16 protein-coding genes are annotated in these 20706 nt (G+C 65.1%); 9 read left to right on the forward strand and 7 right to left on the reverse strand.

The window, feature by feature from the left end:
- Positions 1-102: 102 nt before the first annotated feature.
- Complete coding sequence (locus AC4FWB_RS17510; protein WP_491027526.1) at positions 103-1584, reverse strand: esterase-like activity of phytase family protein; 1482 nt, start codon at positions 1582-1584, stop codon at positions 103-105.
- Between the two features lie 330 nt (positions 1585-1914).
- A complete protein-coding gene (locus AC4FWB_RS17515; RefSeq protein ID WP_491027527.1) occupies positions 1915-2940 on the reverse strand; it encodes a LacI family DNA-binding transcriptional regulator in 1026 nt (341 codons plus the stop codon).
- A 196-nt stretch (positions 2941-3136) separates the two neighbouring features.
- On the opposite strand from AC4FWB_RS17515, the gene AC4FWB_RS17520 reads away from it, so the two are divergent.
- The 5 genes from AC4FWB_RS17520 to AC4FWB_RS17540 all read left to right on the forward strand — a co-directional run bounded on the left by AC4FWB_RS17520 (position 3137) and on the right by AC4FWB_RS17540 (position 8102).
- A complete protein-coding gene (locus AC4FWB_RS17520) occupies positions 3137-4168 on the forward strand; it encodes a Gfo/Idh/MocA family protein (RefSeq protein ID WP_491027528.1) in 1032 nt (343 codons plus the stop codon).
- Positions 4165-5073, forward strand: a complete 909-nt coding sequence (locus tag AC4FWB_RS17525; RefSeq protein ID WP_491027529.1) for a sugar phosphate isomerase/epimerase family protein — start codon at positions 4165-4167, stop codon at positions 5071-5073. Before AC4FWB_RS17520 ends, AC4FWB_RS17525 begins: the two co-directional genes overlap by 4 nt.
- Before the next feature lie 90 nt (positions 5074-5163).
- Positions 5164-6177 carry a substrate-binding domain-containing protein gene (locus tag AC4FWB_RS17530; RefSeq protein WP_491027530.1) on the forward strand — a complete coding sequence of 338 codons (1014 nt, stop codon included), beginning with the start codon at positions 5164-5166 and terminating at the stop codon, positions 6175-6177.
- Between the two features lie 84 nt (positions 6178-6261).
- Complete coding sequence (locus tag AC4FWB_RS17535; protein ID WP_491027531.1) at positions 6262-7056, forward strand: ATP-binding cassette domain-containing protein; 795 nt, start codon at positions 6262-6264, stop codon at positions 7054-7056.
- Positions 7056-8102: an ABC transporter permease gene (locus AC4FWB_RS17540; protein WP_491027532.1), complete on the forward strand. Its 1047-nt coding sequence runs from the start codon at positions 7056-7058 to the stop codon at positions 8100-8102. Before AC4FWB_RS17535 ends, AC4FWB_RS17540 begins: the two co-directional genes overlap by 1 nt.
- Before the next feature lie 30 nt (positions 8103-8132).
- Here the strand turns inward: AC4FWB_RS17540 and AC4FWB_RS17545 are convergent, their stop codons facing one another.
- Positions 8133-10829 (reverse strand): ATP-dependent helicase, encoded by a 2697-nt coding sequence (locus AC4FWB_RS17545; RefSeq protein ID WP_491027533.1) that lies wholly within the window; start codon positions 10827-10829, stop codon positions 8133-8135.
- A gap of 183 nt (positions 10830-11012) precedes the next feature.
- Here AC4FWB_RS17545 and AC4FWB_RS17550 point away from each other — a divergent pair, with 183 nt between their 5' ends.
- Positions 11013-13331 (forward strand): glucose/quinate/shikimate family membrane-bound PQQ-dependent dehydrogenase, encoded by a 2319-nt coding sequence (locus tag AC4FWB_RS17550; protein WP_491027534.1) that lies wholly within the window; start codon positions 11013-11015, stop codon positions 13329-13331.
- Between the two features lie 43 nt (positions 13332-13374).
- Here the strand turns inward: AC4FWB_RS17550 and AC4FWB_RS17555 are convergent, their stop codons facing one another.
- Positions 13375-15447: a putative bifunctional diguanylate cyclase/phosphodiesterase gene (locus tag AC4FWB_RS17555; RefSeq protein ID WP_491027535.1), complete on the reverse strand. Its 2073-nt coding sequence runs from the start codon at positions 15445-15447 to the stop codon at positions 13375-13377.
- 369 nt (positions 15448-15816) lie between these two features.
- On the opposite strand from AC4FWB_RS17555, the gene AC4FWB_RS17560 reads away from it, so the two are divergent.
- Positions 15817-16704 (forward strand): dienelactone hydrolase family protein, encoded by an 888-nt coding sequence (locus AC4FWB_RS17560; RefSeq protein ID WP_491027536.1) that lies wholly within the window; start codon positions 15817-15819, stop codon positions 16702-16704.
- 37 nt (positions 16705-16741) lie between these two features.
- Here the strand turns inward: AC4FWB_RS17560 and AC4FWB_RS17565 are convergent, their stop codons facing one another.
- Entirely contained in the window at positions 16742-17656 is a 915-nt protein-coding gene (locus tag AC4FWB_RS17565) for an EamA family transporter (protein ID WP_491027537.1), read from the reverse strand.
- An 88-nt stretch (positions 17657-17744) separates the two neighbouring features.
- Here AC4FWB_RS17565 and AC4FWB_RS17570 point away from each other — a divergent pair, with 88 nt between their 5' ends.
- Positions 17745-18221, forward strand: coding sequence for an Lrp/AsnC family transcriptional regulator (locus AC4FWB_RS17570; RefSeq protein ID WP_491027538.1), 477 nt, complete (start codon positions 17745-17747; stop codon positions 18219-18221).
- Positions 18222-18285: 64 nt separating this feature from the next.
- Here the strand turns inward: AC4FWB_RS17570 and AC4FWB_RS17575 are convergent, their stop codons facing one another.
- Both AC4FWB_RS17575 and AC4FWB_RS17580 read right to left on the reverse strand, forming a co-directional pair.
- Positions 18286-18483 carry a hypothetical protein gene (locus AC4FWB_RS17575; RefSeq protein WP_027168755.1) on the reverse strand — a complete coding sequence of 66 codons (198 nt, stop codon included), beginning with the start codon at positions 18481-18483 and terminating at the stop codon, positions 18286-18288.
- A gap of 144 nt (positions 18484-18627) precedes the next feature.
- On the reverse strand, positions 18628-19113 hold the full coding sequence (locus AC4FWB_RS17580) for a thioesterase family protein (protein WP_491027539.1): 486 nt from the start codon (positions 19111-19113) through the stop codon (positions 18628-18630).
- Positions 19114-19278: 165 nt separating this feature from the next.
- Between AC4FWB_RS17580 and AC4FWB_RS17585 the strand changes: the two genes are divergently transcribed.
- Complete coding sequence (locus AC4FWB_RS17585; protein ID WP_491027540.1) at positions 19279-20691, forward strand: FAD-binding oxidoreductase; 1413 nt, start codon at positions 19279-19281, stop codon at positions 20689-20691.
- Positions 20692-20706: the final 15 nt, after the last annotated feature.

The raw sequence follows: 20706 nt of genomic DNA on the forward strand, positions 1-20706 counted from the left end.
GCGGGCACCGAAAATGAATCAGGCCCGCGATGCTATCGCAGGCCTGATGGTGATGCATCCCTTCCGGGATCAGACCGATGACGGACAGTCGCCCGTCACCGCTTACTGGCCGGCGACAGTTGTTCCCGAGAGGCCGGGCAGGGTGACCTGATAGACGAGGAAGGTGGTGTCGACATCGGCGCCGTCCTCGGCCTTGTAAGGCGCGCCGACCTGGAAGCCGTCCTGGGTGAGAAAATCGTTGTCGTTGGCGACGAACAGGAAATAGTCGTCGGGCAGTTTTGGATCGAGCACGCTGACCAGCGACATAGCCTCCCACTTCTCCGAGAGGTTGTTCCTGTCGTTCGGCGCGCCATTGTGCAGGCCGAAGCGGCCGAGCTCGCCCTTGTCGTTGATGTCGATGAACGCGGTGAGCTTGGCCGGCGTCACCGACGGGTCGAGCACGCCCTTCGGCGCGACCGGCTTGTCGGCGGCGTCGAACGGGCCGTTGGCGATATCGGTCGCGGCGGTGAGGTCGACGATCTCGATCTTGCGATAGAGCGCCTCGTCACCCTTGACGCCCTGGCCGTTGCCGCTGTCGCGCGCCAGCATCAGGAAGCTCTTGTCGGACAGCGCCACGATCTCGCTCTGCGCGGCCACCTTGGTCTTGCCCTTGGCGTCCTTGAACACGGGCAGCGGCACGACATATTCGTGCGCGAGCTTCAGGTGGGCGAGGTCGGACGCGTCATAGACGAGCGCACGGGTGTTCTGCCGGGTCGAGCCGGAATCGCCGCCATCCTGGCGGGGGGCCGACTGCAGCACGGCGATCAGGAACTTGCCGTCCGGCGTCATCGACGTGCCTTCGAGGCCCTGGTTGTTCTGGCGGCCGGTCTCGGGATCCTTCGGATCGGGCTCGGCCGCACCCGGGCCGGGATTGTCGGAAGCGAAGTTCGGCTTGCCGTGCCGCATCGGCACCAGGGCCGCCGGCGGCTGGGTCGCCGACATCAGGCGGCCGTCGGCCGAAAAGCGGTAGATGTTCGGGCCATATTCGTCCGAGATGAACATGGTGCCATCGGGCAGGCGCACGATCGCCTCGTCGTCCAGCGCGAGCTTGCCGTTGTCGGCCTGCGGCAGGATCGGCATGTCACCGGCGGCGGGGCGCACGCCGTTCAGCGGATCGAGGCCGGTGACGTCAGCGCCCTTGTCGTCGGTCAAGAGCATGGTGTCGGCGAGCGTCGCCTTGACGCCCGACTGTTCCTGTCCGGCGGCGGGTGCGGCGCCCGGAGCGGTCGGGGTCAGCTCGACCGAGATGGTGTTGAGGCGCGGCCGGTAGTCGGTGGTGCCGGCGACATTGTAGCCGCGGTCCGGCAGCAGCCAGAGCGAACCCTTGTAGTCGGCGCCGTCACGCGCCCAGCCCTTGGTGTCGATCGCCATGCCGGAGCCCGAACCGAAGGTCTCGCCGAACTTATCCTTCTGGCTGGCCGGAATGCGGCCGACGCCGACAAGCCCCTTGTTGACATAGGCGACGCCGTCGGCGAGCGCCGGAGTGAGCGCGGTGAACAGGGCAAGTGCCGCGCCGAGCGCGACGGTTCGGTTCAGATGTTTCATGGATATCCCCTTCTTGACGAGCAGATCGGCCAAAGCCTGGAGGGTACCGGCACCGATGATCCGCCAGGCCCTCTCCGTCCGAGCGGTCTAGAACCTGAACGTGATGGTTGCGTGACAGGTAGAGTGCACTTCCCCTTCTCCCCTTGTGGGAGAAGGTGGATCGGCGCGTCAGCGCCGAGACGGATGAGGGGTGATGGAAGAAATGAGGCGCAAGAAAATCAAAGGATTATAAGTGCTTAGTCCTTCAGTGCAGCGATCCGTCCAGCACCCCTCATCCGACCTCGCTTCGCGAGGCCACCTTCTCCCACAAGGGGAGAAGGACAGGCGCGCTCAATCACTCTCCCTTGCGATCAGCTCCAGCGGCCAGACTTCGCGCATGATCCGCGGCCCATCTGGACCGGCATGGGCCGGGAGCGAGGCCAGCAGCATCTCGGCCAGCCGGCGACCCATCGGCTCCAGCGCCGGGCGGAAGCCAGTCAGCGCCGGCGAGAAATAGCGGCAGAGCGGGGTGTCGACGATGACGATCACCGCGATATCGTGGCCGGGCCTGATGCCCATCTCGGCCAGCGCCTTGCAGCCGCCGAGCGCCATGGCGTCATTGTTGAAGATGATGGCCGTCGGCCTGTCCTTGGAGAGCATCACGCGCGGCGTCACCTGGTAGCCGCCCGCCTCGTTGATGAAGCCTTCCGCGATCAGTCCGGGGTCGACCTCGATGCCATGCCGGCGCAGCGCCTTGCGGTAGCCGGTCATGAACAGGTGGCCGAAATTGAGATCGAGCGACGGCCGGATGGCGGCGATGCGGCGGTGGCCGCGCGAGACCAAGCGGTCGACCGCGTCGGCGCCTGCCTTCTCGAAATCGAGATCGAGGGAAGGGTAGGACTTGCCGCCCGAGCGGCTGCGGCCGAGCGTGGCGAAGGGGAAGCCCGCTTCGGTGAGATAGTCGATGCGCTCGTCCTCGCGTCGCGTCCAGGCCAGCACGACCGCGTCGGCCCGGCGCGTCTCGACGACGCGGCGCAGGCGCTCCTGCTGGTAGTCGCCCGGCGCGCCCATCACCACGATCAGGTCGAGGTCGCTTTCGGCGAGCCTCTCCTGCAAGCCGGTCAGGAACGGGATGAAGAAGGGCTCGCCATATTGCTGGTCGCCGGGATGCGGCTGCAGCATGAAGGCGATCGAACGGGTGGCGCCCTGCCGCAGGCTGCGGCCGGACTGGTTGGGCGAATAGTTCAGCTTCCTGGCCGCGTCGAGCACGCGCTGGCGCGTCTCGGCGTTGACGTCGGCACGGCCGTTCAGCGCACGCGATACGGTGCCGATCGAGATGTTCAGGTGACGCGCGAGATCGTGGATGCTGGACGCCAAGGCCGGTTCTCCCCCTGTCTTCGCTAGCACCGGCCGCTACTCAGGCCAAGGCATTTGATGACGATTTTCGCGAGCGGGTGATTGACATTCTACGCCATCGGGTGTGTTGTCGTAAACGTTTACGGAAAAACGTTTACGGTCCTGCCGTGGATGCCGTGACATTCGGTCTGGAGGGGGCCGACGGGAGGAGCGCTGGATGATGAAGGTCGTCCTGGTCGGGTGCGGAGCCATGAGCAAGCACTGGCTCGATGCCGTAAGGCAGATCGATGGGCTGGAGATTGCCGGCCTTGTCGACCTCGATGCCGAGCGGGCGCAGGCGAGGGCGCGCGAATACGAGCTCGCCGACGCTATCATCGGCACCAGCCTCGATGCCGCTCTCGACCAGACCAGGCCCGACGCCGTGTTCGATGTCGTGGTCCCGGCGGCGCGCCGCGAGGTGGCGCTTTCAGCCTTCGCCCACAATTGCCACCTGCTGACCGAGAAGCCGCTGGCCGACAGTCCTGAGAACGCGCGCGCCATCGTCGAAGCGGCGCGCCGCGCCGGCCGCATCCATGCCGTCGTCCAGAACCGCCGCTATGTCGCCAACGTCAGGCGCATCAGGCGCTTCCTCGACTCCGGCGCCATCGGCGCCGCGACCAGCATCCATGCCGACTTCTTCGTCGCGCCGCATTTCGGCGGCTTTCGCGAGGAGATGGCGCATGTCCTGCTGCTCGACATGGCGATCCACACATTCGATGCCGCCCGCTACATGGTCGGCGGCGAGCCGGCCAGCGTCTATTGCCAGGAATGGGAACCGGCCAACTCGTGGTACCGTCAGGGATCGTCGGCCAGCGCCGTTTTCGATTTCGGCGGCGGCAAGGTCTTCACCTATGCCGGTTCCTGGTGCGCCGACGGCTTCCGCACCAGTTGGGAAAGCGCATGGCGGATCGTCGCCGAGCGCGGCAGCCTCATCTGGGATGGTCATGACGCGCTGAAGGCGGAGGTGGTCGCGCCGGGCCGCGAAGGCCTGATCGACAAGACCGGGCCGATCGAAGTGCCGCCGCTCGATCCCGCCGACCGGGTCGGCGGCCATCGCGGCATCATCCAGGACTTCATGCGCGCGATCGAGACCGGGACCGAGCCGGAGACGCGCGGCGCCGACAACATCAAAAGCCTGGCCATGGTCTTCGGCGCCATCGAAAGCGCGGAGACCGGACGGCGCGTAGCAATCGCCAAGGAAGCACAATGATGCCAAATCCGCTTCTCGACATCAGGATCGGCACCATGGTGCGGGCCAATCTCGACGACCCGGCGGCCTACGTCAGGCAGATCCTGCCGCTTGGCTTCGAGAGCATCCAGCCCTTCTTCTGGCAGACGCTGGGCGGCAAGGATCTGCTGCGGCTCGCCGGCGAAATCCGCGAGGCGATCGGCGATGCCGACGTCACCGTGTCGTCGATCGGCGTGTTCGGCAATCCGCTGGAAAGCGGCGATGTCGATCGCGGTGTGCTCGCGGCCTGGGAGACCGTCATCGACCATGCGCATCTGTTCGGCGCTTCGATTGTCAGCGGCTTCACCGGCCGCCTGCGCGGCAAGCCGCTGACCGACAGCCTGCCGCGCTTCCGCGAGGTCTGGGGCGCGCTCGCCAAGCGCGCCGCCGACAACGGCGTGCGCATCGCCTTCGAGAATTGCGCCATGGACGGCAACTGGGCGAGCGGCGACTGGAACATAGCCCACAATCCCGATGCCTGGGAGCTGATGTTCAACGAGTTGCCGAACGACAATCTCGGGCTGGAATGGGAGCCCTGCCACCAGCTCGTCTATCTGATCGACCCGATCCCGCAGATCCGCAAATGGGCGCCGCGCATCTTCCATGTTCACGGCAAGGACGCGACGGTGCGCTGGGACGTGATCCGCGAGCACGGCGTGTTCGGTCGCCTGCCATTCGTGCAGATGCGCACACCGGGCTTCGGCGACAGCGACTGGACGCGCGTGATCGGCGAATTGCGGCTGGCCGGCTATCACGGCGCCATCGACATCGAAGGCTGGCACGACCCGGTCTATCGCGGCGACCTCGAGATCACCGGGCAAAAGCGGGCGCTGGATTATCTGAAGCAGTGCAGGGGAGGCGCCAGCTACCTGCCGAACCCGATGTGAGGAACCGGCCGGCAGGAGGAGCCGGCCGATCGAGGACACAGATCAATTCGAAAACCCTCCGTTGCGAGGGGTCAAAAGGGAGGAACGTGCATGAGCATCACGACCAGAAGGACTGTTCTGCGCTCGACCGTCGTGGCGGCTGCCACGGCGCTCTGCGCCTCGATCTCCACCTTGCCGGCGCAGGCGCTCGACGCCCAATGGTGCAAGGACGTCCACATCCGCTTCTTCGTCGGCGGCGCCGAGGGCGACGCCTTCGGCACCATCGTCTACAATGGCGCCAAGCAGGCGGCGGCCGATCTCGGGCCGAAGGTCGACTATATCTTCTCCCAGTGGGACGTCGAGAAGATGGTGCAGCAATTGCGCGAAGCGGTCGCCGTCAAGCCGCAGGGCATCGCCATGATGGGCCATCCGGGCGACGCGGCGATCATGCCGCTGGCCGCGCAGGCGCATAAGGACGGCATCCAGATGATGTACCAGAACGTGCCGGTGCCGAAGGTGGTCGCGGCGTTCGGCGGCGGCTATGTCGGCGCGCAGCAGGAGCAGCAGGGTCGCGCGCTCGGCGCCGAGGCGTTCAAGCTCGGCAAGCTCAAGGCCGGCGACAAGGCGATCATGATCGGCCCGTTCGAGAACGAGAACCGCGGTGCCCGCGAGCGCGGCACGGTCGCGGCCTTGAAGGACGCGGGCGTCGAGGTGATCCAGCTTTCCTCACCGCCGAGCGGCGAGTGGGCTTCCGATCCCAACCTCGCCATTCCGGTGATCACCGCGGCGCTGCTCAACCATCCCGACGTCAAGGCGGTCGGCTACCCGGGCGGACAGATGCTCGGCAACGTCGCCACCTACATGCAGGCGGCGGGACGCAAGCCCGGCGACATCTTCAACTTCGGCTTCGACACCAGCCCGCAGATCGTCGAAGGCTTCAAGGGCGGCTGGGTGCAGCTCACGGCCGACCAGCAGCCGTTCCTGCAGGGCTACCTGCCGATCCTCAGCCTCTGCCAGCAGGTGGTGCTCGGGCTGGCGCCGATGAATGTCGACACCGGCGCCGGCTTCGTCACGCCGGAGAATTACCAGGTCGTCTCAGAGCTCGCCAAGCAGGCGCTGCGCTGACCTCCCAGGCAGCCGGCCGGGCTCGACCCGGCCGGCTGGACCGCCGGCGAAAGGCCGGCAAGCGACACTCGAGCGAGGATTGCCATGGCCGAACGCATCATCGAATTGCGCGACATCAAGAAATCCTATGGCCAGGTCTATGCGCTGGGCGGGGTCAATCTCAGCGTCGATCGCGGCGAGGTGGTCGGCCTGATCGGCGACAACGGCGCCGGCAAGTCGACGCTGATCAAGATCCTGTCCGGCGTGGTCAAGCCGACCAGCGGCGAGATCCTGGTGCGCGGCAAGCCGGTCACCGGATGGAGCGCCGCGCGCTCGCGCGACGCCGGCATCGAGACGGTGTTCCAGGACCGGGCTCTTGCCGTGCAGCAGACGATCGTGCGCAACATCTTCATGGGCCGCGAGCTCACCGGCTTCCTCGGCTGGCTCAAGGTCAACAAAGAGATCGAGGAGGCGAGCCGGCTGATGCGCGAGATCGGCTTCACCTCGAAAGTGTTCACGCCGCACTCGATCGTCGGCCAGCTTTCGGGCGGCGAACGCCAGGGCGTGGCGATCGCGCGCGCCATCTACAAGCAGGCGGAGCTGATCATCCTCGACGAGCCGACGACAGCGCTGTCGCTGACCGAAACCGCCAAGGTGTTCCATTTCGTGCGCCAAGTGCGGGCGAGCGGCCGCTCGATCCTGTTCATCGGCCACAACATCCACCATGTCTTCGACATCGCCGACCGTTTCGTGGTGCTCGACCGCGGCAAGGTGGCGCTGACCGCCGACCGCAGCGAGGTCAAGTCGGCAGAGGACCTCATCAACTTCATGGAAGACGTAGCACACCCTGGCGGCCTGCCGGGGCTGCACGAGACTGGCGGAGCGGAGCAGAGAGCGTGATGAGCAAAGCCATGGAACCCGATCTGCAAACTCCACTCGGAAGGGCAAGCGGCCAGGCGGCCAAGGAATGGCGCCATCCCTCCGACAACTGGCTGCGCGGCTTCATTCTCGACAACCGCGCCTCGCTTGGCACGCTCGCCGTGTTCATCGTTATGATGGCGGTGTTCATGATCGCCAATCCGACCGTCTTCACCACCTGGTATCTCTACAGCTCCGTGCTCACCACGCTTCCCGTGGCGCTGTTCGTGGTGGTGCCGCTGGTCTTCGTCGTCACCTGCGGCGAGATCGACCTGTCGTTCCCGGCGACGATGGGTTTTGCTTCCTGGGTTTTCGCGCTGGTCGTGCAGGCCGGCTACGATCCGTTCCTCGGCATCGCGGCGGCTCTCGTCACCGGCACGCTGCTCGGTTTCCTCGTCGGCTCGCTGGTGGTCTATGGCGGCCTGTCGTCGCTGATCGCCACGCTCGGCATGAATTTCCTGCTGCGCGGGCTGATCCAGATCATCAACGAGGGCAAGTCGACGGCGCTGACCAGCCTTGCCGACAGCTCGGCTTACGCGATCTTCTCCAGCCAGATCTGGGGCATCCCGGTGCAGATCTTCTGGGCCATCGCCTTCGTCATCTTCTCGGCGCTGCTCTACAACCGCCACCGCTTCGGCGCGCAGGTCAAGGTGGTCGGCGACAATCCGGACAGCGCCAAGCAGATGGGCATCGACGTCAAGCTTGTGCGGGTGAAAGTGTTCGTCTTCGTCGGCATCGGCGCCGCGATCGCCGGCACCTTCTCCGTGATGATCAACTTCACCTGGTGGCCGACGGCGGGCGACGGCTATCTCCTGCCGGTGCTGGCGTCGGTGTTCGTCGGCGGCACGCCGACCTGGGGCGGCATCGGCACCGTGGTCGGCGGCGCGATCGGCGCGGTGACCGTGTCGTTCATCCAGACCGGAGTCGTGGCGGCGGGGCTGAGCGGCTTCTATGTCCAGTTCTTCAACGGGCTGATCATCATCCTGTCGCTGCTCGGCCACAAATGGAACCAGGCGCGCTATCGGTGAGGGGCCGCGGTTCGCTGACGGCGACTGCTCTCAGACGCTGGTGACGAAACCGTCCAGCACGCGCTTCTGGCCGGCCTTGTCGAAGTCGATGGTCAGCTTGTTGCCGTCTATTGCCGCGATGTTGCCGTTGCCGAATTTCTGGTGGAACACGCGGTCGCCGACGCTGAAGGCGGACGGCGTGTCGGCGACGGATTTGGCGACCAGTTCGCCCTCGATGGTGCGGCCTTTCACGCTGGTGCGGCCGGCGCCGTAGCCGCTATCGGTCTCGCCATAGCCGATGCGCTCGACCTGGTGACCGGAGCGGGTGCCCCAGTTGCGGTCGGTCGCTTCGGTGCGGTTGGCCTGCGCGCGCTGCCAGCCGGGCGTGGCATAGGTATTGGAGAAGCTGCCTTGGTCCTTGGCGCCGATATTGTCGAAGCGCGACGCGCCATAGGGGTTTTGCCGGCCGCCGCCGCGGCCTGTGGCGAACGCGCCGCCGCCATAGGGATTGCCGTAGCCGCCATAGGAATTGCCGCTGTCGGCGACGTCGACATGGGTTTCTGGCAGTTCGTCGAGGAAGCGCGACGGGATCGTCGATTGCCACAGGCCATGGATGAGGCGGTTGGAGACGAACCAGATGTGCAGGTTCCTCTTGGCGCGCGTCAGGCCGACATAGGCAAGCCGGCGCTCTTCCTCCAGTCCGGAGCGTCCGCCTTCATCCAGCGCGCGCTGGTGGGGGAAAAGACCTTCCTCCCAGCCGGGCAGGAAGACGGTCTCGAATTCGAGGCCCTTGGCCGAATGCAGCGTCATGATCGAGACCGCATCGAGCGACTCGCCCTGCTCGGCCTCCATGACCAAAGCGACATGCTCGAGGAAGGAACGCAGCGATTCATACTCCTCCATGGAGCGGATCAGCTCCTTGAGGTTTTCCAGCCGTCCGGGCGCTTCCGCCGAACGGTCGTTCTTCCACATGTCGGTGTAGCCGCCTTCCTCGAGGATGGTCTCGGCGAGCTCGGTGTGCGGCGTGGTCTCCAGCGCCTTCTGCCAGCGCTCGAAATTGGCCGCGACCTCGCGCAGCGCCGCGCGCGGCTTCGGCTTCAGCTCGTCGCTTTCGGCGAGGTTGCCGGCGGCTTCCAGCATAGGGATGCGCAGCGCGCGCGCCGTGTCGTGGATCTGGCGGATGGTGGCTTCGCCCAGCCCTCGCTTCGGCACATTGACGATGCGCTCGAAGGCGAGGTCGTCGCCGCCGTTGGCGACGACGCGGAAGAAGGCGAGCGCATCGCGGATTTCCAGCCGCTCGTAGAAGCGCGGGCCGCCGATGACGCGATAGTTGAGGCCGAGCGTGATGAAGCGGTCTTCGAAGGCGCGCATCTGGAAGGACGCGCGGACGAGAATCGCCATGTCGTTCAGATTGTGCTTCTGCCGCTGATAGGCCTCGATCGCCTCGCCAACGGCGCGCGCTTCTTCCTCGGAGTCCCAGGCGGCATGGACATGCACCTTGTCGTCCTCGGGGTCGTCGCGGTCGGTGAACAGCGTCTTGCCGAAGCGGCCCTCATTGTGGGCGATCAGATGCGAGGCGGCACCCAGGATATGCGCGGTGGAGCGATAGTTGCGCTCCAGCCGTATGATGGTGGCGCCCGGGAAATCCTTGTCGAAGCGCAGGATGTTGTCGACCTCGGCGCCGCGCCAGCCATAGATCGACTGGTCGTCGTCGCCGACGCAGCAGATGTTTACGGTGGCCGGGCGGCGATTTCCCTCCCCCTTGAGGGGAGGGTGGCCGAGCGAAGCCCGGTCGGGTGGGGTCCTCGCGGCAGTGCTCGACGCCCTGAAGGTCGACGACTGGGCGGTGCCTTCTGAGGCGACCCCCTCCGCCCGCTCCGCGGGCACCTCCCCCTCAGGGGGGGAGGATTGCGGCCGCTGCGCCAGCAGCCGCAGCCACATGTACTGCGCGGTGTTGGTGTCCTGATACTCGTCGACCAGGATGTATTTGAACTTGCGGTGATAGTCCTTCAGCACGTCCGGATAGGCGCGGAAGATGCGGATCGGGTGATAGAGCAGATCGCCGAAGTCGCAGGTATTCAGCGTCTGCAGCCGTTCCTGATAGGCCTTGTAGAGCTGACGGCCCTTGCCGTTGCCGAAGCTGCGGGCGTCGCCTTCCGGAATCTCATCGGGCCCGAGGCCCTTGTTCTTCCAGTTGTCGATCATCTGCGCGAACTGCTTGGCCGGCCAGCGCTTGTCGTCGAGCCCTTCGGCCTGGATCAGCTGCTTGATCAGCCGCACCACATCGTCGGTGTCGAGGATGGTGAAATCGGATTTCAGCCCGGCAAGCTCGGCGTGACGGCGGAGCAGCTTGACGCCGATCGAATGGAAGGTGCCGAGCCAGGGCATGCCCTCGACATTCTCGTTGCCGATCAGGATGCCGATGCGCTGCTTCATCTCGCGCGCGGCCTTGTTGGTGAAGGTGACGGCGAGGATCTGCGAGGGGTAGGCCCTTCCGGTGGCCAGGATGTGGGCGATGCGCGTGGTCAAGACGCGCGTCTTGCCGGTGCCGGCGCCGGCCAGCACCAGGACCGGACCCTCAGTTGTTTCGACAGCGAGCCGCTGCTCGGGATTGAGGCCGTTGAGGTAGTCGGCCGCGCGGTTCTGCGCGCTGCGGGCCGCCATGGCGCGCGCGGCAATGCCGGACGGGGCCGCGGGCCGCGCATTCGGTTCGTCAAAGAAGGGCATGTCTTCCGAAAAGCCGGACATCGCCCCCGAATGTAGTGATTCGGCAGCGAAAGGCCAGAAGTGTCTACGTTTTGTTCCATTTTTGCACCGCTCCGGTTCGCTTGACAGGCGCGGCCGGCGGGGGAAAGGTGCCGGCAGGGCAGGGACGGCATGCCGTCTCCTCGAGAGCCATCGCAGGCGCGCAACAGTCGAAGGAGTATCATCTTGGCTGTCACGATCACCTCCCTCGTCCTCTTCCTCATCGGCCTGGTACTCGGCGGCGGCGGCATCTGGTTGGTCTCGCTGGGCGGCAGCTGGTACTACGCCATCGCCGGCCTGGTCTTCTTGATCACCGCTTGGCTGCTCTTCAGGCGCAGGTCGACATCGCTCTGGCTCTACGCGGCGTTCGTGATCGCCACGCTGTGCTGGGCTGTCTGGGAGATCGGTTTCGACTGGTGGCAGCTCGGTCCGCGCGGCGGCATCATCGTCCTCATCGCGCTGTGGCTGCTGACCCCATGGGCAAGACGGAGTTTCACGGGCCCGGACGGACGGGCGCCGCTCATTCTGGCCGTGCTCGCCTCGCTTGCCGTGGCGGGCTACTCGATGACCGCCGACCCCAAGGACATCGGCGGCAGCCTCAGCCCGGACAAGGCAACGCCGACGGCCAATCTTGGCGGCGACATGCCGGCCGGCGAATGGCACTTCTACGGCCGCACGCCGTTTGGCCAGCGCTATTCGCCGCTCGACCAGATCACGTCGGACAATGTCGCCCGGCTGCAGCCGGCCTGGACCTATCGCACCGGCGACGTGAAAGGTCCCGACGATATCGGCGAGACGACCTATCAGGTGACGCCGCTGAAAATCGGTGATGCGCTGTTCATCTGCACGCCGCATAATTTCGCCATCGCCGTCGATGCTGCGACCGGCAAGGAGAAATGGCGCTACGATCCCAAGATCAAGCTGGACCCCAATCGCCAGCACCAGACCTGTCGTGGCGTATCCTACTATGCAGACGCCAAGATCGCGGCCGGACAGCCCTGCGCCGCGCGCATCTATCTGCCGACGTCCGACGCGCGGCTGATCGCGCTCGACGCCGCCAACGGCCAGGTGTGTCCGTCCTTCGCCGAAGGCGGGACGCTGAACCTGCTTGCCGACATGCCGTATCCGAAGTCGGGCTATTACTATTCGACCTCGGCGCCGCTGATCGTCGCCGGGAAGATCATCGTCGGCGGCGCGGTCAACGACAATTATTCGACCGAAGAGCCGTCGGGCGTCATCCGCGCTTATGACGCCGGCACCGGCGCTTTGCTGTGGAACTGGGATTCCGGCAATCCGGACCAGACGGCGCCGCTGCCGGCGGGACAAAAATACACAAACAACTCCCCCAACATGTGGTCGACGGCGAGCGCCGACGAGAAGCTTGGGTTGCTCTACGTGCCGCTCGGCAACCAGACGCCGGACCAGCTCGGCATGGGCCGCAGCGCCAATGTCGAGAAATTCTCGTCCTCGATCACGGCGCTCGACCTCAACACCGGGCAATTGCGCTGGGTGCGCCAGACCGTGCATCACGACCTGTGGGACATGGACGTGCCGGCGCAGCCGACGCTCATCGACATCACCTCGGCCGGCGGTGCGATGGTGCCGGCGCTGGTCGGGCCGACCAAGCAGGGCGACCTCTATGTGCTCGACCGGCGCACAGGCGACCCGATCATTCCGGTTAAGGAAGTGCCGGCGCCGGGCGGCGCGATCGAAGGCGACCATACATCGCCGACGCAGCCGGAATCGGGGCTTTCGTTCAATCCCAAGCCGCTGACCGGCGCCGACATGTGGGGCGTCACCATGTTCGATCAGCTGGCCTGTCGGATCGCGCTCAAGAAATTGCGCTACGAGGGGCGCTACACGCCGCCTTCGCTGCAGGGCTCGCTGATCTATCCCGGCAATTTCGGTGTCTTCAACTGGGGCGGCGTCGCCGTCGACCCGGTGCGGCAGGTGATGTTCGGCATGCCGACCTATCTCGCCTTCACCTCGAAGCTCATTCCGCGTGCTGACGTGCCGCCGCCGGGCGACAACACCAAAGGCAGTGAGCAGGGGCTCAATCGCAACGAGGGCGCGTCTTACGCCGTGGTGATGGGACCGTTCCTGTCGCCGCTCGGCATTCCCTGCCAGGCGCCGCCATGGGGCTATGTGGCCGGCGTCGACCTCAGGACCGGCCAGATCGCCTACAAGCATCGCAACGGCACTGTCTACGATATGACGCCGCTGCCGCTGCCGTTCAAGGTCGGCGTTCCGGGCATCGGCGGGCCGATGATCACCGCTGGCGGCGTCGCCTTCCTGGGGGCCGCGGTCGACGACTATCTGCGCGCCTACGATCTCACCACCGGCCGACAGCTCTGGCAGGCGAGGCTGCCGGCCGGCGGGCAGTCGACGCCGATGACCTACACGGTCGCCGACGGCCGCCAATTCGTGGTCATCGTCGCCGGCGGCCACGGCTCGGTCGGCACCAAGCCCGGCGACTACGTGATGGCCTACACCCTGCCTAAGTAGGTTCAGTGACGCCGGCCTGACCTGAAGCTTGGCGTGCTATCGCCTACGCGACGGCCTGCGCGGGCACTGCAAGTGACGCTGCGCTTGTCCCGATCTCGTCGCAGTGGGTTAAGACGAAGATCTCGCCGAAGGGCGCCGGGCGGCCGAGAAGGAAGCCTTGCGCCTCGTTGCAGCCTTCGGCGCGCAGGATCGACAATTGGCTGTGCGTCTCGACGCCTTCGGCGAGCACCGGGATATGCAGGCTCTGGCCGAGCGCCAGCACGGCGCGGATGATAGCCTTGGCCTGCGGGCTGGTTTCGACTTCGGACATGAAGGAGCGATCGAGCTTGATCTTGTCGAAGGGAAAGGCGCGCAGCGTTTCCAGCGAGGAATAGCCGGTGCCGAAATCATCGATGGCGATGGTGACGCCCAGCGCCTTGATCCGCCGCAGGATGTTCAAGGTGCGGATCTTGTCGGCGATGATGGTGGATTCGGTGATCTCCAGCTCGAGCCGGCTCGGCTTGAGGCCGGTTTCGAGCAGTATCTCGTGGATGAGCTTCGGCAGGTCGGCATGAGCGAACTGGACCGGCGAGAGATTGACCGCGACCTTGTAGGGGTTGTCCCACGACGCGGCCTTGGCGCAGGCGGTGCGCAGAACCCATTCGCCGAGCGGCAGGATGAGGCCGTTTTCCTCGGCGAGCGGAATGAACTCGACCGGAGGGATATTGCCGCGCGTCGGATGCTTCCAGCGCAGCAGCGCCTCATAACCGCGGATGTCGCCGGTCGAGACGGACGTCTGCACCTGATAATGCAGGTCAAGCTGGCCATTCTCGACGGCATCGCGCAAGTCGTTGGCCAAAGTGCGGTTGGCGCGGACAGCCTCGTCCATGGCCTGCTCATAGAAGCACACGCTCTGCGTCACATTGGCCTTGGCCCGGTACATCGCCAGGTCGGCGTTATTGACCAGCGTTTCGCGGTTCGGTGCGTCGTTGGGATAGATGGCGACGCCAAGGCTGGCGCCGGTCGCCGTTTCGACCTCGGCGATTCTGACCGGCGCCATCAGCGCCGCCTCAAGACGGGAGATGAAGTCCAGGAGATCCGACTGCCCCTTCATGCGCTTGACGCCGGCAAACTCGTCGCCGCCGAGCCGCGCGATGAACTCGCCTTCCTGGAGGAGCGCACTCATCCGCCCGGCGAGCGTCTTCAGCGTCATGTCGCCGGCGCCGTGGCCCCAGATGTCGTTGATCTCCTTGAACCGGTCGAGGTCGATGCCGACGAGCGCCACCTTGCAGCCGAGTTCGCTGGCGCGATCGATTTCGCGGTCGAGATAATCGTTGAAGTTGGCCCGGTTCGGCAGGCCGGTGAGAGCGTCGTTCATCGCCAGGCGATGCAGGCGCTCGAAGGTTTCGGAGCGCGTGCGGTCATCGATCAGATAGCTGGCGAGCCCGGTGCCGATGACAATCAGCCCGGCCACGGCGACGCCGAGCGCCATGGCCGGCAGGGCCGCGGGATCGGTATGGTTGCCGTGCAGCGCCAGCGGCGTTACCTGCAGCGCAGCCATGGCGGTGAAGTGAAGACTGACGATGGCCGCGACCAGGATCGTAGCGGCCCAATATTTGTGCCCAGCTATCCGGCTGTTGAGGGCAACGTTGATCGCCAGACAGGAAAAGACAACGGACAGCACGATGGATGCTGTCAGGTAGGTCATGTTCCATTCGACCAGGCCGTCGACGTGATAAGCGGCCATGCCGGTATAGTGCATGCCGGAGATCGCCAGGCCGACAATGATGCCGCCGACGATTGGGGCAATGCGAGGGGCATGGCCCGTCGCGGCGATGAAACCGGCGGCTGTGCCCGCCATGGCGATGAACAGCGACGCGATCGTCAGCACCGGGTCGAAGGCGATCGGCGCGCCCGGATCATAGGCCAGCATGGCGACGAAATGCGTGCACCAGATCGACGACCCCGCACAGACGGCGGTGAGGAAATGCCAGCCGATCTGCTGCAGGCCGCTGGCTTCATGGGCGCGATGGAAAAGCCTGATCGTCGCCCAGGACCCGGCGCTGCAGACCAGCGCCGCGACAAGCACAAGCCAGAGATTGTGCTCGACTGTCACGCAGGAGATGACGCGCATCATGGCCAGGTGCCTCTTCGATCTCGGAGGTGCCGGCCCTTCCTGCCTCGTCACCCCATCGCCCGGCATTCGTCAGCGCGAACGTCCGATTTGCCATATGCAGGCGAGGGGTTTGACACAGGCGATAAAAGGCAGCCGCCCCCAACGCGGATACCGATAAATTCGGCCTACAACCTGTGGTGCAACCTATAATGGGTGGTTAATTGCATCCGTGCGAGCCCTGCGTGGCTGGGAGCATGGTTTCCGGAATGTGTACGGTAATGCAAAAGTGAGAATAATATCGATATTCTCAGTACAATCAGCCCGTGACTGGACCATGCGTACTTCAACCCTATCTTGCGCATCAACCTAGCCGGACCTCGAGGGAGAACCATGACCGAACCTGTCGCCAAGCCCGCCATCACCCAGGCGATGATCGATGCCTATGACCAATACACGCATCTTACCCTCGACCGGCGGCGCTTCATGGAGCAGCTGACCAGGCTCGCCGGATCGGGCGCGGCGGCCGCGGCGATCGCGCCGATGCTGGCGGCGAATTCGGCCAAGGCGGCGGTCGTCGCCGAGGACGACCCGCGCGTGAAAGGCGGGGACATCACCTATCCCGGCAGCGGCGGAGAGATGAAGGGCTATCTGGTCAAGCCGGCAGGTCAATCCGGCAAGGCGGGAACCGTCATCGTCGTCCATGAGAACCGGGGGCTCAACCCGCATATCCGCGATGTCGCGCGGCGCGTGGCGCTGGAAGGTTTTGTCGCGCTGGCGCCCGATTTCCTGTCGCCGCTCGGCGGCACGCCCGCCGACGAGGACAAGGCGCGCGACCTATTCGCCAAGCTCGACGCCAGCCAAGTCGCGGCCGACGGCGTCGCCACAGTCGCGTACCTCAAGGCTTACCAAGACGGCAACGGCAAGGTCGGCGCGGTCGGCTTCTGCTGGGGCGGCGGCACTGTGAACACGCTCGCCGTCAATGCGCCGGACCTCAGCGCCGGCGTTGCCTATTACGGCATGCAGCCGAAAGCCGAGGACGTGCCGAAGATCAAGGCCGCATTGCTTCTGCACTATGCCGGGCTGGACGAGCGCATCGACGCCGGCATCGATGCCTACAAGGAGGCGCTCGACGCCGCGCATGTCGAATACACTGTCTATGTCTATGACGGCGTCAACCACGCCTTCAACAACGACACCTCGGCCGCCCGCTATGACAAGAAGGCGGCCGATCTCGCCTGGGGGCGGACAGTCGCGTTTCTAAAAGAGAAACTGGCCTGACCTGAATCTCAACACACCTCAACGCAACGTTGGCGGATCACTCCTGCGCCGGCTTGTGTAAAGCGACACCGGCGATCACTAGCGCAATGCCAAGGGCGTCCGTTAGGCTCGGTATCTGCTGCAGGACGATGACGCCGATCAGCGTCGCGGTAAGCGGCAAGAGCGAGAGCATCAGCGCGAAGCTGGCGCGCGGCAGCCGCGCCATGGCGAGCTGGTCGCAGATGTAGGGAATGACCGAGGAGCAGATGCCGACGCCGACGGCGGCGATCAAAAGCTGGGGCGACAAGAAGGCCGGCAATGCTTCGCCGAAGCCGATAGGCAGCACGACGAGGAAGGCGATCGCCATGGCGGTGCCGAGGCCGGCAATGCCGATGCCGGTCTGGGCGATGCGGTGGCCGAGCACGATGTAGCCGACGAACAAGGCACCGTTCAAAAAAGCCCAGAACAGACCGATCGGATCGCTGGACCATTTGATGTCGATCAGCAGCAAGGTGCCGGCGACGGCGATGGCCAGCGCTGCGACGTTGCGCCGGCTTCTAAGGCCGACGAGCGCGACGCCGATGGTCCCGACGAATTCGATCGCGGCGACCAGCGAGATCGGCAGCCGGTCGAGGGCCAGATAGAACGCGCAGTTCATCACCGCCAGACAGGCGCCGAAGCCCAACAGAAGCAGGCGGGCCGAGCGGTCGGCGCGGGCGAAGACCGTCCATGGCCTGGTGAGCGGCGCGAAGATGAGCGCGGCCGTGGCGATGCGCAGCCAGGCCATGCCGAGCACGCCGACCTGAGCGAACAGCAGCACGGCGAAGGCCGGCCCGAGATAGTGGAAAATCGCGCTGACGCAGAACCAGACATGCGGCGGCAGCGCCTTGGCCAGTCCGGCGAGGGCAGGGCGCGCAGCGTCGGTGTCGCCAGCGGCCTGGTCTGTTGTGCGGGCTTGCGCTTCGGAATTCATGGGATCATTATCGCAGGCGAATTCGGCGATTTATATGGGCGATTGACGGCTTCGAAGGCCCTCAACTTTCTGAAGAAAGATAATTCCTTTGAAACGCCTTCGAAATGAAAATGCAGATCTGGATGCCGCCGACCTGAAGATCCTGCGGCTGCTGGAAAAGGATGCGCGCACCAGCACGGCGGAACTGGCGCGCGCCGTCGGGCTGTCGGCGCCGAGCGTGGCCGAACGCATCCGCAAGCTGCAGGAGAACGGCGTGATCGAGGCCTATACGGTGAGGATCGATCCGGCGGCGCTCGGCCTGAAGCTGTCGGCATGGCTGCGGATCAGGCCGGTGCCCGGGCAGCTTGCCGTCGTGGCCGGGATCATCCGCGACCTGCCGGAAATTTCGCAATGCGACCGGGTGACCGGTGAAGATTGCTTCATCGCGCTGGCGCATGTCGGCTCGGTGGCCGAACTGGAACGGGTGATCGACAGGATCATTCCCTATGCGATGACCAACACCGCCATCATCCAGTCGTCGCCGGTGGAGTCGCGCTCGCCGCTTGGCGGTTTAAGGGAGCGCTGAGGGCTCGGCATTGTTTTTGCGCAATCCCGGACGGAAAACCGCTGCGCACTTTTCCTGGAATTGCTTATGCATGCCCCCGCTTCATGCGCGCCTGCTTGAGAATCGCGCGCCAGCGGATCATGTCGAAGGGGATAGGCTCGTTGTTGTTGGCGATGTGAAAGATCTCGTTGTTGACGTTCTTCAGCGATCGCCAGAAATCATAGTCGGTGATGCGTGGATCGGCCGCCAACCGCTCCACTTCGACCTTGATGTCGGTTTTCATGCACTGTCCTCGCACCGCATTCCGCCTGCCGCCCGCGCATAACCCGGTATGGCGGTTTTCGAACGCGCCACTGAGTCGTTCAACGGACTCAAGTGACTTGTTCACGTTAAAACCTTGGTAAGGTTAACGCGGGCGCGCGGGTTTTCAAGCGCTCTTGCGTTTGATGCCGATCGAGCGCCCGGCGCGCTCCGGCATCGGCAGCGCGGCGTGGGCGGCGCGCATGGCTTCAACCTGCGCCATCACATCGGCCGGGAAGGGAGCGACCTTCGGTCCGGCCATGTCGACATGCAGCGACAGCGATTCGGACGTTGCGGCGAGCCAGCCATCGACATGACGGATTTCCTGGTAGACCCTGAGCCGCTTCTCGTCATGGTCGATGATCTGGAACGAGACCTTCACCTTATGGTCGAGATGCAGCTCCTGCACATAGCAGACATGGACTTCGGCCGTGTAGATGGTGAGGCGGCGCTCCTTGGCATAGTTCGGCCCCATGCCCATCAATTCGAAGGCCTCGTCAGAGCAGCGGTCGAACAGCACGTTGTAGTAGGCCATATTGAGATGGCCGTTATAGTCGATCCAATCCTTCTCGATCGCCATCGGCTTGGAAATGATCGGCGCGGGCATCGTCATCTGGTTTTCCTCGATCGTCGCTGGACAGGGCGTGGCTGGTGAGGTTCTCTTTGTTCCGGCGCAATTCCGGACGGAAAACCGCTTCACACTTTTCCTGGAATTGCTTTAGGCATCATCCATAGCTGCATGGCAAGAGTGGCCGCTGGTCCATTCGCGGAGGAATTCATGGCTTTGAGCGACCTCAATCCCGTCGAGCGCAACGAGGAAGGCATCGCCGCGGTGCTGGGCATCCTCAAGCAGCGGTTCGGCGAGCGTTTCCAGACCGGCGAGGCGATCCGCGGCCAGCATGCGCACACCACGACCTATATCCCGACCCAGGCGCCGGACGGCGTGGTCTTCGCGGAAACCACGCCGGAGGTGCAGGAGATCGTGCGCGCCTGTGCGGCGCACCGCGTGCCGGTGATCGCCTTCGGCGTCGGCTCCTCACTGGAAGGCCACACCAATGCGCCGGGCGGCGGCATCTCGATCGACACCTCGCGGATGAACCGCATCCTTTCGGTCAACCCGCAGGACCTCGACTGCACGGTCGAGCCCGGCGTGACGCGCGAGGACCTCAACCGGCATTTGCGCGACACCGGCCTGTTCTTCCCGATCGATCCGGGTGCCAACGCATCGCTGGGCGGCATGGCGGCGACACGCGCCTCCGGCACCAACGCGGTACGCTACGGCACGATGCGGGAGAATGTGCTGTCGCTGACCGCGGTCATGGCCGATGGCGAGGCGGTGACAACCGGCAAGCGGGCGAAGAAAAGCTCGGCCGGTTATGACCTGACCCGGCTGCTGGTGGGCTCGGAAGGCACGCTCGGCATCATCACCGCGCTGACGCTCCGACTGCAGGGCATTCCGCAGGCGATCTCCGGCGGCGTCTGCCCGTTCCCGAGCCTGGAGGCGGCCTGCAACACGGTGATAGCGACCATCCAGATGGGCATTCCGGTGGCGCGCATCGAACTGGTCAATGCGCTGCAGATGCGGGCGATGAAAAATTATTCGAAGCTCGACTATCCCGAGAGCCCGTGCCTGTTCGTCGAATTCCACGGCAGCGACGCCGGTGTGGCCGAACAGGCCGAGATGTTCGGCGTGATAGCCGAGGAGCAGGGCGGGGGACCGTTCCTGTGGACCAGCGTCACCGAGGAGCGGACGAAGCTCTGGAAGGCGCGGCACGACGCCTACTGGTCGTCGCTGACGCTGCGTCCCGGCGCCAAGGGGCTTTCGACCGATGTCTGCGTGCCGATCTCGCGGCTCGCCGAATGCGTCACCGAAACCGAGGCCGACATCGCCGAAATGGGGCTGATAGCACCCATCGTCGGCCATGCCGGCGACGGCAATTTCCACGTGCTGGTGCTGATGGATGTCGACAACCCGCAAGAGATCGAGCTGGCGGAAAAATTCGTCGCCAGGCTCAACATGCGCGCGATCGCCATGGAAGGAACCTGCACCGGCGAGCATGGCATCGGCCAGGGCAAGGTCGGCTTCCTGCGCCACGAGCTCGGCCACAGCGTCGACGTGATGCGCACCATCAAGCAGGCGCTCGATCCGCTGAACATCATGAACCCGGGCAAGATTTTGCCGGCAGGGTGATCCGGTCGCCAGACG

The sequence above is a fragment of the Mesorhizobium sp. LEGMi-168a genome (assembly GCF_058312955.1).